Origin of the sequence: Bacillus sp. FSL K6-0923, assembly GCF_038630825.1 — a bacterium.
Classification (GTDB): domain Bacteria; phylum Bacillota; class Bacilli; order Bacillales; family Bacillaceae; genus Bacillus; species Bacillus pumilus.
This window is the reverse complement of record NZ_CP152044.1, coordinates 1,217,598-1,230,406: the sequence shown is the minus strand read 5'-3', so window position 1 is coordinate 1,230,406 and position 12,809 is coordinate 1,217,598. Positions and strand designations below refer to the sequence as shown.

Genomic DNA, 12,809 nt, shown 5'->3' with positions numbered 1-12,809 from the left:
AACCAGGCATGACGTGAGATACTTTTTCTCGATTATATTGTAATCAAGTTCATCAAGACTGTTCTTCAATGCTCGTTCAATCTGACGTAATTTAAAGCCCATTTATTGCTTCTTGAGGCTGGTGAGAGCATTAATGCTATTCAGAAAAGAGCGGGATATGCTAGTGCTAAAACAACATGAGATATTTATGGTCATGCTACATATAAATTAGAATTTAACAACGCAGAACACTTAAATCGTTCTGATCCTAAAAATACTGAGAAACAATCTGGTGGATAAAGTTCGGCCCTCATTCGTCCCCAATCAAAAGAAACAGAACGAATATTCGTTGTCAAAAAAAACAAAAAACCCTTGCTAGGCAAGGGTTTCAACGATGATTCCGACTGGGCTCGAACCAGCGACCTCTACCCTGTCAAGGTAGCGCTCTCCCAGCTGAGCTACGGAATCAAGTTATGTATCAGTTCTGGGCTTTCTGTTACTGACAGTCTCTATTATATAACCATAATTTTAAGTCGTCAATGGTTTTGTTCAAAAAAGGTCAAAAAGCCGGCGGCCATGCCGGCTTTTTTCTTTCCTTATGATTGGTTGACAAGGACAGGCTTTAGTTGATCGAGTGCTTGTTTGAAGTCGCGTTTGAGGTCTTCTCCGTTTTCGACTCCCACACTTAATCGAAGCAGCCCATCTGTAATCCCTCTTTTTTCTCTTTCTTCTTTTGGCATAGCGGCATGTGACATTTTGGCTGGGTATGACAGAATGGATTCGACGGCACCGAGGCTGACGGCGAATACAGGTAATGTGACGGCATCCACCAATTCTTTGACTGCCGCTTGGTTTTCTAGTTCAAATGAGAGAACTGCTCCAGCTCCGCTTGCCTGCTTTCGCTGAATATCTGCACCCGGATGGTCATCTAAGCCTGGGTAGTATACTTTTTTCACCGCAGGATGTTCTTTGAGGAATGTAGCGAGTTCATATGCCGTTTGGCTGGCTTTTTCTAATCTCACCTGAAGGGTTTTTAATCCCCTTAACACAAGCCAGCAATCCTGCACGCCAAGGACCGCACCGAAGGAGTTTTGCAGCGAATACAGCTCCTCACCTAACTTCTCGTCTTTTACTACAGCTAAGCCTGATAGTACATCACTGTGTCCGCTCAAAAATTTCGTTGCACTATGCAGGACAACGTCAACGCCAAGATCGAGCGGACGCTGAAGAGCGGGTGTTAAAAATGTATTATCTAAAAAAGTCAGACAGTCATGTTCTTTGGCAAGCTGGACGACTCCCCCAATATCCGTAATTCCTAGAGTCGGGTTTGACGGCGTTTCCATGTAAATGACTTTTGTATTCGATTGAATGCCTCTTTTGATTTCAGTCAAATCCGTCATGTCCACAAAGGTATGCTCAATGCCAAATCGCGAAAGAACTTGAGTAATCATTCTGAAAGTACCGCCATACACATCTCTTGTGACAAGGACGTGATCTCCTTTTGATAATAGCAGAAAAGCAGTTGAGATGGCTGCCATGCCTGATGCAAAAGCAAGCCCTCGAGTTCCTCCTTCTAGCGCCGCAATCGTATCCTCTAATGCTTGACGTGTAGGAGTCCCCGACCTTGAGTAATCATATTGACCAAAATCATCAAAGCTGCTTTGATGAAAGGTGGACGCATGCTGAATCGGCACACTGACTGCACCTGTTGAACGGTCTGTTTTGAATGCATTATGAACGAGTTGGGTTTCGAATGTCCAATCATGTGTGGTCATTTAGCATGTACCTCCTCTTTTACTTGTGATAGTGCCTGCTTTAGGTCTGCCTTCAGGTCATCTACGTGCTCAATACCAACGGAGAAACGGAGCAGTTTGTTACACACACCGTTTGCAATGCGAATTTCCTCAGGAATATCCATGTGCGTTTGCGTCGCAGGATACGTAATGAAGCTTTCGATTCCGCCAAGACTTTCAGCAAAACATATCGTTTTCAGCTGCTTTAAAAATGGATTGACCCAGTCCTCTTCGGCTACACGGAATGACAGCATTCCTCCCTTGCCTGGGTAAAGGACATCTTGAATTTCTGGCTGTTTCTTTAGAAACTCAGCTAGCTCCTTCGCATTTGCCTCGTGCTGGCGCATTCTAAGAGCCAGTGTTTTCATCCCTCTCATTAACAGCCATGAGTCAAATGGAGATAAAACGGCGCCAATTGCGTTTTGATGCTGGAACATGTCTTCAGAGAGCTTCTCTCCTTTTGTCACCACAAGCCCGGCAAGAACGTCATTGTGTCCACCTAAATATTTGGTTGCACTATGGATGACAATGTCCGCTCCAAGCGTAATCGGCTTTTGCAAAACGGGTGTGTAAAAGGTGTTATCGACAATGACCAAAGCGCCATGTTCTTTTGCAATCTTCGCTATTTTTTGAATATCCGCTTCCTGCATAAGTGGATTTGTCGGCGTTTCAATAAAGACTGCTTTTGTGTTTGGCGTGATTTTAGAGCGTAAACAGTCTTCATCTGAAAAATCATCGTAAAGAAAACGTAAGCCGTACTTTTTCCATTCGTTTTCAAACAAACGGTATGTACCGCCATATAGGTCTGATGAGACGATGAGTTCATCACCGCTTTCAAATAGCGCCATGATCGTTTGGATCGCAGCCATTCCCGAACTGAAGGCAAATCCGGCCGTCCCTTTTTCGAGTGAAGCAATCGCATCCTCTACAAGCTGTCTTGTTGGGTTTTTCGTACGAATGTAATCAAATCCGGTTGATTCCCCTATGCCTCTATGTCTGTAGGCTGTTGAAAGATAAACGGGGGGACTGACCGTACCAGTCGCCTCTTCGCTGCGGTTTCCAATTTGCGCTAATGTCGTTTCCACATGTTCTGTCATTTGACACCATCCTAAGTAAAAATCTGATTTCAAAACAGAAAACCCCTTCTTCATAAGAAGAAGGGGTTTTAATCGCTTCCTCTTATCTTCCAAGCAAAAAAGCTGCTTGCTGGATTTAGCACCTTGGTACATCACATGAAGTGATGCATACCGGTTGCTGAGGTTTCAAAGGGCCAGTCCCTCCACCTCTCACGATAAGAATGTGTTGTCTGTCTGTTCTAATTCCTAATACTGTAACGCATTAAATCTCATTTTTCAAGAGGAATCTGAACAATTAATTGAAATTTTCTGTATTTTATAACAGATTCGGTGTTAACTGAATTGATTGCATGTTAGCATATAGGAACAACGCTATTTTTCATGTTACAATGAATGGAAACGTTTCACTTTGTGATGAAATCGGTTAGCTGGAGGAATGGATTATGGTGAAGAAAACAGGCATTATTCAAGAAGAAACCTTACATTCAAAAGAACTTGGGGCGGATGTGACCCTTTTGATCTATTTGCCAGTCAATTATTCCCCCCTTTATACATATCATGTCATCATTGCCCAGGATGGTCATGATTATTTCCGCTTAGGAAAAATAGGCAGACAGGCAGAAGAATTGATGCAAAACAAAGAAATGGAACGCTCCATTATCATTGGTGTTCCTTATGAAAATGTCACGGAAAGACGGAATACGTATCATCCAGACGGCACAAAATTTGAAGCGTATAAACGCTTTTTAGCAAATGAACTTGTCCCTTATATTGATACGCATTATCCAACCTATCAAATTGGCTCAGGTCGCACGTTTATTGGTGATTCACTAGGTGCTACAATTTCTCTTATGACAGCGATTGATTATCCTTCTTTATTTGGCGGACTCATTTTGCAGTCACCTTACGTTGATGAGTCAGTCTTAGAAGCTGTTAAACAGTCGACAGCCCTTTCTCATTATGCAATTATCCATCAAATTGGACTGGAAGAAACGGCTGTGAAAACGACAGATGGCCAAGTGCTTGATTTTATTCAGCCAAACGACGATTTAAAGGCACTTCTTGAACAGTCAGGTGCGGATTATTTATTTGAGACATTCGAAGGGGATCATAAATGGACGTTTTGGCAGCCGCTCATTGCGCCTTCGTTAAAAAGAATGCTCCCATATTCGTTAATCAACTGAATTTTGTTATAATAAACAATAATAAATACTTTCTTAATCAGGAGGGAACAAGATGAAATACGGAGTTGTTATATTTCCATCAAAAAAATTGCAAGATATTGCGAACTCTTACCGGAAGCGTTATGATCCGAACTATGCACTCATACCGCCTCATTTAACACTTAGAACACCTTTTGAATTAACGGATCTAGAAGCGGCTGAGGTCGTCTCAACGTTAAGAGAGTATGCAAAAAATGCTTCTCCTGTTACATTACGTATTAAAAAATTCAGTTCATTCGCTCCTGTAAACAACGTTATTTATATGAAAGTAGAACCGAACGAAGAAATCATGGCGCTCAATGAAAGGTTGTATGCAGATCCACTTGAGGGTACACCTGAATATGCCTTTGTTCCGCATGTGACAGTGGCTCAAAAACTATCAGATGATGAGCATTCAGACGTTCTTGGCACATTAAAGCTGAGAAAGATTGACCATGAAGAAACAGTGGATCGCTTCCACCTTTTATATCAATTAGAGAACGGATCTTGGACCGTCTATGAAACATTTATTTTAGGAGAAGAGGGTTAAGTACATTTGAAAACAGTCATTGCAACAGCACAAACACAACGAGAAGATGCATATTACGTTCGAAAAGAAGTATTCGTCAAAGAACAAGAAGTCCCAATAGAGATTGAAATAGATGAACTAGAAGACGAGGCCATTCATTTTGTCATTTATAACGATGAAATGAAGCCTCAAGCAGCCGCTAGATTACGGATCATTGAAGGGCCAAAGGCAAAGCTAGAACGAATTTGTGTGTTAAAAGAGGCGCGCGCTTTCGGCCTTGGCCACAAACTATTAGAAGCGCTGGAAACAGAAGCCATTGCGAATGGAGCGAAGGAAGCAGTTATGCACGCACAAGTCCAAGCTCTTCCTTTCTACGAAAAAAAAGGCTACACAGCCGTATCTGAGCCATTTGAAGAAGCAGGGATCACACATGTCAAAATGACAAAAACGCTGTCTGTTTGACCAAAAGAAAAAGCCAGGACATCATGGATGATGCTCTGGCTTTTTCTTTATCATCGTTCGTCAATGGAAGAAAGCGCAATCATTTATATATACGTATTAATATGAACGCCTTTGCCTTCCTCCATAAACATATCTCGTACAAAGCGTTCCCGTTTTTTTTGCTGTACTTTCGTTTCCGCTTCTGTCACTAAGTCCTCTTTTTTCTCCAGCTCTCTGTATACCTTGTCATGAAAGGTGCGAGTAACCTTAGTTACTTTCGCGTAGTCTTCTTTATCCTGAGGAGCAGGACGATTGATATATTGAAAATACAGATCCGGCTGAATCGGGGCTATATATCCCATCAAGAACGCCTCCTTTGCTTCTCTTCTACTCTACTATTCCCTAATTAATACTGTTTGAAACACGTCTCATTTGATATGATTAGATGTGTTTCTTTTTAAGATTGATTAACTATTGGAGGACTAGCTTTGAAATGCGCACGACGACATGATCGAACGATCTCATTACATACGTATTCGAGAGAACATTATCAATTCCTCCATGACGAGGGAAAAAAAGGGCACTTATTCTGCCCATATTGCGGACAACCAGTCTTTTTTAGATTAAATATACATGAAGAACCTGCCTTTATTCATAAACATATGTCTCAGCAAGAGCTGTGTGAACAAGCAGAAGAACAAGAAGATCAGAAAAAACACGCAGAGCGAGAGGAAAGTGCTTCTTATAAAGAACTTGGGGGCTTCCGTTTTCCAACAGGTAAACAAATCATCTCGCAAACGAATGAATCATATGACTGGCAGGAACCAAGGTCGATTCAATTTAGTGATGCGTTACATTTAGAAGAGAATGAACAAGCACATACCATCGATCTCTTTCCGCATATCACCTTTAGCACACCGCAGCTTCAAGCTGTCACACATAAAGACGGTCCAATGCTGGTGCTGGCTGGCGCTGGCAGCGGGAAAACAAGAGTCCTGACAGCAAGAGCGGCTTATCTCATGTCACATCATCATATTCCTGCTCACCATATCTTACTCGTGACTTTCACCACAAAAGCCAGCAGTGAAATGAAAGAAAGACTGCGCAAGCAATATCAGCTTCACCCATCACAAGCAAGCCAAGTGGTGACAGGCACTTTCCACAGTCTTTTTTATAAAATGCTGCTTCACGATGACGCAAACAAATGGAACGGCCAGCACCTGATCAAGTTTGATTGGCAGAAGGAACAGTACATTCGGAAAGCCATCATGAATGAAGGACTAGATGAAAAAAACTACCCTACCGATCAAGTCCTGCAATCGATCGGCTTTTGGAAAAATGCTTTTTTACCAGGCGAGCTTCCTGATTTGAAGGATGAAAAAGAAAAACACATGTGGACGATCTATCAATCTTATGAACAGCAAAAACGAGACAATCAGCAATTTGACTTTGATGACATGGCCATTGCCTGCTTGCACATGCTGACAGAACAGCCTGAACTACTGAAACGATATCAAGAACGGTTCAAGTATATTTTGGTGGATGAATTTCAGGATATAAATCCAGTTCAATATCAATTGATTCAGCTATTAGCTGGAGAAACTGAGCAGCTATTTTGTGTCGGTGATGATGATCAAGCCATTTATGCCTTTAGGGGCAGTAATCCTGCTTTCATTCTTGAATTTAAACGAGATTATCCTTTGGCTCAGATTGTTCATTTACATGCCAATTACCGGTCGCATCATACGATTGTCGCAAGTGCGGATGCCGTTATTAAGAAAAATCAGCATCGTTATGAGAAAACGTTAAAAGCCGTCCGTTCGGAGACAATCCCGCCTACGCTCTTTTATCCATATGACGAGGAAGAGGAAGCGACCATGATCGTGTCAGATATTCAGGAGAAAATTAAAAACGGCGCAAAGCCGAGTGATATCTGCGTGCTCTTTCGCACCAATACGGGAGGCCGCGCGATTTATGAGCGTCTGCATCAATCCGCGATTCCGTATGAGACGGAATCTGGTGTCAAAGCCTTCTACAGCAGACGAATTGTTCGGGTTCTTCTCGCCTTTCTCTCTTTAAGTCAGGATGCTGATGATGTGGCTGCTATGAAACAGCTGCTTCCGGTTTTCTTTTTAAAGCAGCAGACCTTAAACACAATGAAGGCACTGACCATCACGGAAGATTGTTCAATGGTCGACGCACTCGGAAAACTAACAGATATTCAGCCGTTTCAACAGAAAAAGCTGCAATCCATTGTTCCTCTGTTCCGCACGTTACGAAATTTAAAGCCGTCTGACGCTGTGGCGTTTATTGAACAAAAGATGGGACTTGGTGATTACTTAAAAAAACGAGTGAATGATACGAATGTACTTGAAAAAGGGGCTGATGATGTACGAGATGTAAAAACCGCCGCCAAACGCTTTGAAACGATTGAAGCCTTTCTCGCACACGCCGAACATATGAAGTCTGCCGAAAAGGAAAAAACAGACGAACCAGGTGTTCAGCTCATGACGATTCACCGTGCAAAGGGACTGGAATTCCAAACGGTGTACATCACTTGCGTTGTCGACGGAGCACTGCCTCATGATTTCTCACTCGATGAACTCAGAAACGGTGAAGAAGAAGCCTTGGAAGAAGAGCGCCGTTTATTATACGTGGCTATGACAAGAGCTGAACAATCTCTTTATCTATCGGTTCCATCATTTAGACGAGGAAAAACCGCTCATCGCTCGCGCTTTTTATATCCCCTACTAAAGAAAAATCGAGCATTATTCACAGAAAAACAACAGGCCCCCCTTTAAGCGGAGAGCCTGTTGTTTATTTTTTGTTGTTCATCATTTTAGCGATGGTATTGAAATCAAGCTTTTCTTTTCCACTTGTAATCGATTGAACGATTTTGTCTTCCATTTCTTTCGGTACACGTTTATTCGCAAGCTGCGCTACTTTTTTAATGACGCCTCGAACCGTTGCTTCATCTTTAAAGTTGGCATTTTGCAAAGAACCTGCAAGCTTAAAAACATCGTTCATATTCACACCCGTTTTATTTTCAACGCTTTTAAAGAATTTATTATCCATTCATTTGCCTCCTCTTTGTGGAGTAATCACCTTACTATATGAAAATAGGCGAGATATGTGCCTATCCTAAAGCCTTGTTTGCCCAAAGAGAAAGGAAAGCAAAAGGCTCCCCTATTGCTTCCCTCACCTTCTTACTGTTTAGTTAAAGAAAGAAGCACCAACGATGATTAGAAGGATGAAAAGCACAACGACAAGAACAAATGTTGATCCATATCCGCCGCCATAACCTCCGCCGTAGCCGCCGCAAGAACCGCCACCGTAACCGTAACAACTCATATATAAGCACCTCCTCTTCTCCCTTACAAAATATGAAAAATACAACAAATGGTTTGGACGATCACATAAAAAAGTGCGGAATTTTTATTTCTGCTGTTTAAAGACGTAATCTGCCTCTCCATGACGTATCATGAATGCTTCTGTTTCTTTCGCAAAAGCATCCATTTTCACGCCAAATGCTTTTAAATGCTCCTCAAGATCCTTCGCTTTATCCGTTAGATCCATTTCAACCTTTTCATGCGCTTGCTCTTTCCCATCATGGGGGTTAGTGAACAAGGAACCGATTAATTGTTCGAATGCATCCATTCTGGTCACCCCTTCTCTCTTACATATGCATCACTCAAAAAAAGGGCAACAAAAAAACCGGATAAATCCGGCTTTTGTTTTTCCTTTATTGAGGTTTCTTTTTGTTTCCACAGCCGCAGCCTGCTTTTTTAATTTTCTTCGTATAAACAGATTGTTGATTTGACTGCGCTGGATAACCTTGAAGCGTATGTGACGGCGTTTCAGTTGGTTTCATCGCAACCCTTCCTTTCCTATTCCATGATAGTATATGCATTTTTTAAAAGCGTGTCTGATCAGAATGCCTGTTTATTTCACCAGCTTTGAGACGATCGCTTCAATAATGCCTGCTGCTGCGGCAATCGCTAATAGTAAATTAAGCCACATGCTAATGACAGGAAATAATATGTATATCAGAAGTAAAGCAGCAGTGCACCACATGCCAGTACACCAATAACAGCTTAACAGCTCTCCTACCCAAGACCGCAGCCCTTTACCTTTAATGATGATATATGTCTCTACTTCACCTTGTTCATTGACCTCTTCTTGTTCTTCATGAAATAAACGGCGGAAAGGAGCAGTAATGGTATCAAACACAATGAGCCTCGTCAGTCTAAAGGATGCGAGGGCAAACACGACAAATGACAAAGCACCGCTCAGGAGCCTCCACCTCCTTCTTTCTTCTTTTTTGCGTCCTTTCTTTATATATGCAAAAAGAAAGACCGCCATGATGAATCGAGCAGAAATAAAATTGGGTTGTACTTTTTCACACTTTCCGATTCCACCTTGAGCCTCTGCTGCATTAAATAATGTATAGATAAGAAAGGAGTGAAAGTATTGTCTATTGAAGAAAGTGCTGATTTATTATACACACAACTGTTAAACGAATTAATCAGCAATTATGATGATTTCATTGAGATCAAAGATTCCGAAAATGTCACAATTCATAAAACAGATGTAACAGCCGCACTCTCCCTTCAAGCGACCGTAACGACAATCATTACTCTTTTAATCCAGCTTCTTGTACCAGACGATGAATTGGCTGCAGATATCACAGATCAGATTTTAGCCACACAACAAGTGACAGTCCAAAAGAAAACTGTGATTCAAATCATCAATTGCCATAACATCACGATTACATTAACTGATGCATCCATTATGAACTCCGTCCAAATTCTCACTCAAACATTGAATGTACTCTTAGTTGAAGCCGGCATTCTTTGACCCTTTCTTTTTCTAACATCATGTATGAAAGAGGTGAAATAGCTTGTCTGAAAATAATAAAAAACAAGATTACAATATTGATACAAATGTAGACCCTTTAACCAGCCTGCTTGTCAGTGATGTTTTAAATAAGTACAACATTACAGCAGAAAATAGACGCCCTTTAGATGATGAACAAAAAAGAAATATTTTAAAATTAGTTGAAGACCTTCAAAAGAAGGCAAATGATTTTGTTGAATCACAGAAAGAAAAAAAACGTCAAGAAGAAACTCAAGTTGCTCAACAACCAGAAGCAACTGATTCAAAAACTAGGCGTGGAAAAAGAACAAACACATTGAGACATCGTATTCATCAGCGAAAGGAGACTGAATAAAACAACAATGAATAAAAATGGGTGCTTATATCAAGGTATTTGCCTCAATCCAAAATCAATATTTCGCATTTAATAAAGTAAACGAGAGGAGGAAGAGAATATGGAATCAAAACCTTATTCATGGGTAGCACTTGATCGCAACTGTACACATCAAGAACACCACCATCACTTCGATAGAAAGCCTGTATGTCATGACCATTGTGATGATGACGAAAACGTTTTACAAATAGCGGAGCAATTTTCGCAAAATAAGCAAATTTCAGAAGAAGTCATCATTATTAGGGATTCTTGCGATATCAATGTTTCTACAGTTGATGCTCAAATCGCAGTTTCTATTCAAGTAGCGATACAGCTGGCCTTAGTTGCAATTATTAACATTTCGATTGCTGACAATGACTTAGCTGATGAAATCGCACAAGATCTAGTACAGTTAACGTCATCTAAACAAGCAAACCGTCAAAAACTTGTCATTGAAAATTCTCGAGATGTAAGTGTTACAACAGTCGATGCAGATGTAGCAGTTTCAGTTCAAGCGCTTGTACAAATTTTAGCTGCGCTAATCGTTGCAATCGGTATCCTCTAATGTCCAAAAGCAGAGCGAAAAGCTCTGCTTTTCCTTTTATAAAAATACAACAAATATAAATGGTCATTTACCCACACCAACTAGAGGGCGCATACATATGTTGTTAAGGACTAAAGTCAAATACCTTGTTAAAGGAGCTGAAATCCATGAGCTGCGGAAAACACCATGGCCGACATGATGAAAACTGTGTATGCGATGCGGTTGATAAGATTTTAGCAGAGCAGGAAGCCGTAGAAGATAAATGTCCTACGAGCTGCTACAGTAATTTATTAAGCCCAACCGTTTCTGGAAAAGATACGATTCCGTTTTTACTTTTCGATAAAAAGGGCGGATTGTTCTCTACTTTCGGAAACATTGGAGGATTTGTTGACGATTGCCAATGCTTCGAATCCATTTTCTTCCGGGTTGAAAAATTACACGACTGCTGTGCTACGTTATCTGTATTAAGACCTGTTGATGTACACGGACATACGCTAAGCGTGTGTCACCCTTGTGACCCTGACTTCTTTGGTTTAGAGAAAACGGACTTTTGTATTGAGGTTGATCTAAACTGCTTCTGCGCAATCCAATGCTTAAACCCAGAGCTTGTCGACAGAGTCATGCCATCGAAAGATAAAAAGCATCATCACCACGGCTAAATCAACCGGCCGTTGATCTAACTTGTCATGAGTCAAAGCATCCCCTTCCTTACGAATGACAGTCAATCATGCGGAGCAGTCAGCATAAGAGCTGCCGCTGCCGCATTGATTGAAAGTAGAAGTATCAGCCGGCAAAGATAGCTTGTAGATGATGACAGTGCTCAAACACTCAAACAAAATTCCTAGTATAGGAGGGTTGAATATGAGCCGCAAACATTCATGGAGCTGTGTAGCAGAGGCTGTTGAAAATATTAACGACTTACAAAATGCCGTCGAAGAAGAATGCCCGACCAGCTGTTACAGCAATCTCCTTTCTTCATCCCATTCATTAGGTGACACTGTCCCGTTTGTTCTCTTTACATCCAAATCAAAACCATTCGTCGCATTCGGAAACGTCGGAGAAGTAGATGCAGGCCCTTGCTTCAGCACTGCATTTTTCAGAGTCGAACATATCTGTGATCACTGCGCAACACTCAGCTTGCTTATCGCATTTGACAAAGACCGTCATATTTTAGATTTTACAGATAAAGATTCCGTATGTGATGTGTTCCGATTAGAAAAATCGAAGTATTGCATTGAAGTAGATCTTGACTGCTTCTGCGCAATCGAGTGCTTAAATCCACGACTCATCAACCGTAACTGCTAACAAAAAAAGTCCCTCTATGGGACTTTTTTTATTCGTTAAAAGCCAAGCGGATGAATCGAGGAAATTTCATCTATTGCTAATTCAACTGGATTTCCCCCGCCCGCTGTTCGAATGACCACTGTATCTTCTTTTCGATCCATGATAATCCCTCTATATGTTTTACCATCAGCTTCAATTAGGCAAAGGGCTCTTGGCATATTATGAGGCAGGCTTGTGAGAAAATCGACTTTTTCGTCAATGCTCATCTGACTTAAAGGCTTTTTCACTCGTTTTCTTCTAGGTTCTTCTTTTGTTTCATGAAATACACCTTCTGGCGGCTTTTCCTCTTCTTGCTGGGGCTTTCTTTCTTGTGTAAGTTCCGGTTCTTGCGTGATGTCTTGTTCTTGTGTAACCTCAGCTTCTTGTGTGATGTCTTGTTCTTGTGTAACCTCAGCTTCTTCTGTAATGTCTTGTTCTTGCTGAAGTTCAGATGGCTCGGCTTCTTTTTTCTTCTCGATTTCTTGAGCCACAGGCTCCTCGTGCGTACTTTCTTCGATCACGTCTTTTGCACTCTGATGACTTTCTTGCGGTTTTTCTGATTTCTTTCGCTTTCTCACAATATTTTGCATGGCCGGCATTGATTCATCATAGCTCGGCTGAACAATATACATAAGCGGCTTCTGGTTCTCATCACCTTTATTTGACATACTAAT

The 12,809-nt window shown here is 41.3% G+C and carries 18 protein-coding genes, 1 tRNA gene and 1 riboswitch; of the genes, 9 read left to right on the top strand and 10 right to left on the bottom strand.

All coding sequences use genetic code 11. The features are described from left to right. Positions 1-374: 374 nt before the first annotated feature. The 3 genes from MHI16_RS06135 to MHI16_RS06125 all read right to left on the bottom strand — a co-directional run bounded on the left by MHI16_RS06135 (position 375) and on the right by MHI16_RS06125 (position 2,869). Positions 375-447 (bottom strand) — tRNA-Val (locus MHI16_RS06135). 128 nt (positions 448-575) lie between these two features. Next, positions 576-1,754, bottom strand: coding sequence for a cystathionine beta-lyase (metC, locus tag MHI16_RS06130; RefSeq protein WP_342498141.1), 1,179 nt, complete (start codon positions 1,752-1,754; stop codon positions 576-578). Further along, positions 1,751-2,869 carry a methionine biosynthesis PLP-dependent protein gene (locus tag MHI16_RS06125; protein WP_034619989.1) on the bottom strand — a complete coding sequence of 373 codons (1,119 nt, stop codon included), beginning with the start codon at positions 2,867-2,869 and terminating at the stop codon, positions 1,751-1,753. Before MHI16_RS06125 ends, metC begins: the two co-directional genes overlap by 4 nt. Positions 2,870-2,948: 79 nt before the next feature. Next, a riboswitch (SAM riboswitch) is annotated at positions 2,949-3,070 on the bottom strand. Between the two features lie 221 nt (positions 3,071-3,291). Here MHI16_RS06125 and MHI16_RS06120 point away from each other — a divergent pair. From MHI16_RS06120 to MHI16_RS06110, 3 genes are read left to right on the top strand one after another with little or no spacing between them, the layout of a single operon-like run. Then, positions 3,292-4,032 carry an esterase family protein gene (locus MHI16_RS06120; RefSeq protein WP_003211044.1) on the top strand — a complete coding sequence of 247 codons (741 nt, stop codon included), beginning with the start codon at positions 3,292-3,294 and terminating at the stop codon, positions 4,030-4,032. A 52-nt stretch (positions 4,033-4,084) separates the two neighbouring features. Then, a complete protein-coding gene (locus MHI16_RS06115) occupies positions 4,085-4,600 on the top strand; it encodes a YjcG family protein (RefSeq protein WP_058014268.1) in 516 nt (171 codons plus the stop codon). 6 nt (positions 4,601-4,606) lie between these two features. After that, positions 4,607-5,041 (top strand): GNAT family N-acetyltransferase, encoded by a 435-nt coding sequence (locus tag MHI16_RS06110; protein ID WP_342498140.1) that lies wholly within the window; start codon positions 4,607-4,609, stop codon positions 5,039-5,041. 83 nt (positions 5,042-5,124) lie between these two features. Here MHI16_RS06110 and MHI16_RS06105 read toward each other — a convergent pair whose 3' ends face one another. Beyond that, positions 5,125-5,382, bottom strand: coding sequence for a hypothetical protein (locus tag MHI16_RS06105; protein ID WP_058014270.1), 258 nt, complete (start codon positions 5,380-5,382; stop codon positions 5,125-5,127). 126 nt (positions 5,383-5,508) lie between these two features. Between MHI16_RS06105 and MHI16_RS06100 the strand changes: the two genes are divergently transcribed. Beyond that, positions 5,509-7,821 (top strand): ATP-dependent helicase, encoded by a 2,313-nt coding sequence (locus tag MHI16_RS06100; RefSeq protein WP_342498139.1) that lies wholly within the window; start codon positions 5,509-5,511, stop codon positions 7,819-7,821. A 16-nt stretch (positions 7,822-7,837) separates the two neighbouring features. On the opposite strand, the gene MHI16_RS06095 is transcribed toward MHI16_RS06100, so the two are convergent. The 5 genes from MHI16_RS06095 to MHI16_RS06075 all read right to left on the bottom strand — a co-directional run bounded on the left by MHI16_RS06095 (position 7,838) and on the right by MHI16_RS06075 (position 9,313). Beyond that, a complete protein-coding gene (locus MHI16_RS06095) occupies positions 7,838-8,095 on the bottom strand; it encodes a stage VI sporulation protein F (protein WP_003212292.1) in 258 nt (85 codons plus the stop codon). Between the two features lie 138 nt (positions 8,096-8,233). Continuing rightward, positions 8,234-8,371: a YjcZ family sporulation protein gene (locus tag MHI16_RS06090; RefSeq protein WP_003212017.1), complete on the bottom strand. Its 138-nt coding sequence runs from the start codon at positions 8,369-8,371 to the stop codon at positions 8,234-8,236. An 84-nt stretch (positions 8,372-8,455) separates the two neighbouring features. Further along, a complete protein-coding gene (locus MHI16_RS06085; protein ID WP_003211789.1) occupies positions 8,456-8,677 on the bottom strand; it encodes a hypothetical protein in 222 nt (73 codons plus the stop codon). An 85-nt stretch (positions 8,678-8,762) separates the two neighbouring features. Continuing rightward, positions 8,763-8,891: a hypothetical protein gene (locus MHI16_RS06080; RefSeq protein WP_003211271.1), complete on the bottom strand. Its 129-nt coding sequence runs from the start codon at positions 8,889-8,891 to the stop codon at positions 8,763-8,765. Positions 8,892-8,962: 71 nt separating this feature from the next. After that, positions 8,963-9,313 carry a DUF1360 domain-containing protein gene (locus MHI16_RS06075; protein ID WP_034620057.1) on the bottom strand — a complete coding sequence of 117 codons (351 nt, stop codon included), beginning with the start codon at positions 9,311-9,313 and terminating at the stop codon, positions 8,963-8,965. Between the two features lie 168 nt (positions 9,314-9,481). Here MHI16_RS06075 and MHI16_RS06070 point away from each other — a divergent pair, with 168 nt between their 5' ends. The 5 genes from MHI16_RS06070 to MHI16_RS06050 all read left to right on the top strand — a co-directional run bounded on the left by MHI16_RS06070 (position 9,482) and on the right by MHI16_RS06050 (position 12,117). Further along, positions 9,482-9,877, top strand: coding sequence for a spore coat protein (locus MHI16_RS06070; RefSeq protein WP_226805033.1), 396 nt, complete (start codon positions 9,482-9,484; stop codon positions 9,875-9,877). A gap of 43 nt (positions 9,878-9,920) precedes the next feature. Then, positions 9,921-10,250, top strand: a complete 330-nt coding sequence (locus tag MHI16_RS06065; protein ID WP_034619991.1) for a hypothetical protein — start codon at positions 9,921-9,923, stop codon at positions 10,248-10,250. Between the two features lie 100 nt (positions 10,251-10,350). Then, complete coding sequence (locus MHI16_RS06060) at positions 10,351-10,833, top strand: spore coat protein (protein WP_003212213.1); 483 nt, start codon at positions 10,351-10,353, stop codon at positions 10,831-10,833. A 146-nt stretch (positions 10,834-10,979) separates the two neighbouring features. After that, entirely contained in the window at positions 10,980-11,471 is a 492-nt protein-coding gene (locus MHI16_RS06055) for a CotY/CotZ family spore coat protein (protein ID WP_003211658.1), read from the top strand. A 202-nt stretch (positions 11,472-11,673) separates the two neighbouring features. Continuing rightward, complete coding sequence (locus tag MHI16_RS06050; RefSeq protein WP_003212499.1) at positions 11,674-12,117, top strand: CotY/CotZ family spore coat protein; 444 nt, start codon at positions 11,674-11,676, stop codon at positions 12,115-12,117. 35 nt (positions 12,118-12,152) lie between these two features. On the opposite strand, the gene MHI16_RS06045 is transcribed toward MHI16_RS06050, so the two are convergent. Continuing rightward, positions 12,153-12,803 (bottom strand): CotO family spore coat protein, encoded by a 651-nt coding sequence (locus MHI16_RS06045; RefSeq protein ID WP_342498138.1) that lies wholly within the window; start codon positions 12,801-12,803, stop codon positions 12,153-12,155. Positions 12,804-12,809: the final 6 nt, after the last annotated feature.

Bases quoted from the DNA above. Each gene is read 5' to 3' on its own strand.
- MHI16_RS06050 (WP_003212499.1), top strand. From the start codon at position 11,674: ATGAGCCGCAAACATTCATGGAGCTGTGTAGCAGAGGCTGTTGAAAAT.
- MHI16_RS06125 (WP_034619989.1), bottom strand. From the start codon at position 2,869: ATGACAGAACATGTGGAAACGACATTAGCGCAAATTGGAAACCGCAGC.
- MHI16_RS06085 (WP_003211789.1), bottom strand. From the start codon at position 8,677: ATGGATGCATTCGAACAATTAATCGGTTCCTTGTTCACTAACCCCCAT.
- MHI16_RS06045 (WP_342498138.1), bottom strand. From the start codon at position 12,803: ATGTCAAATAAAGGTGATGAGAACCAGAAGCCGCTTATGTATATTGTT.
- MHI16_RS06055 (WP_003211658.1), top strand. From the start codon at position 10,980: ATGAGCTGCGGAAAACACCATGGCCGACATGATGAAAACTGTGTATGC.
- MHI16_RS06090 (WP_003212017.1), bottom strand. From the start codon at position 8,371: ATGAGTTGTTACGGTTACGGTGGCGGTTCTTGCGGCGGCTACGGCGGA.
- MHI16_RS06105 (WP_058014270.1), bottom strand. From the start codon at position 5,382: ATGGGATATATAGCCCCGATTCAGCCGGATCTGTATTTTCAATATATC.
- MHI16_RS06095 (WP_003212292.1), bottom strand. From the start codon at position 8,095: ATGGATAATAAATTCTTTAAAAGCGTTGAAAATAAAACGGGTGTGAAT.
- MHI16_RS06120 (WP_003211044.1), top strand. From the start codon at position 3,292: ATGGTGAAGAAAACAGGCATTATTCAAGAAGAAACCTTACATTCAAAA.
- metC (WP_342498141.1), bottom strand. From the start codon at position 1,754: ATGACCACACATGATTGGACATTCGAAACCCAACTCGTTCATAATGCA.
- MHI16_RS06080 (WP_003211271.1), bottom strand. From the start codon at position 8,891: ATGAAACCAACTGAAACGCCGTCACATACGCTTCAAGGTTATCCAGCG.
- MHI16_RS06115 (WP_058014268.1), top strand. From the start codon at position 4,085: ATGAAATACGGAGTTGTTATATTTCCATCAAAAAAATTGCAAGATATT.
- MHI16_RS06060 (WP_003212213.1), top strand. From the start codon at position 10,351: ATGGAATCAAAACCTTATTCATGGGTAGCACTTGATCGCAACTGTACA.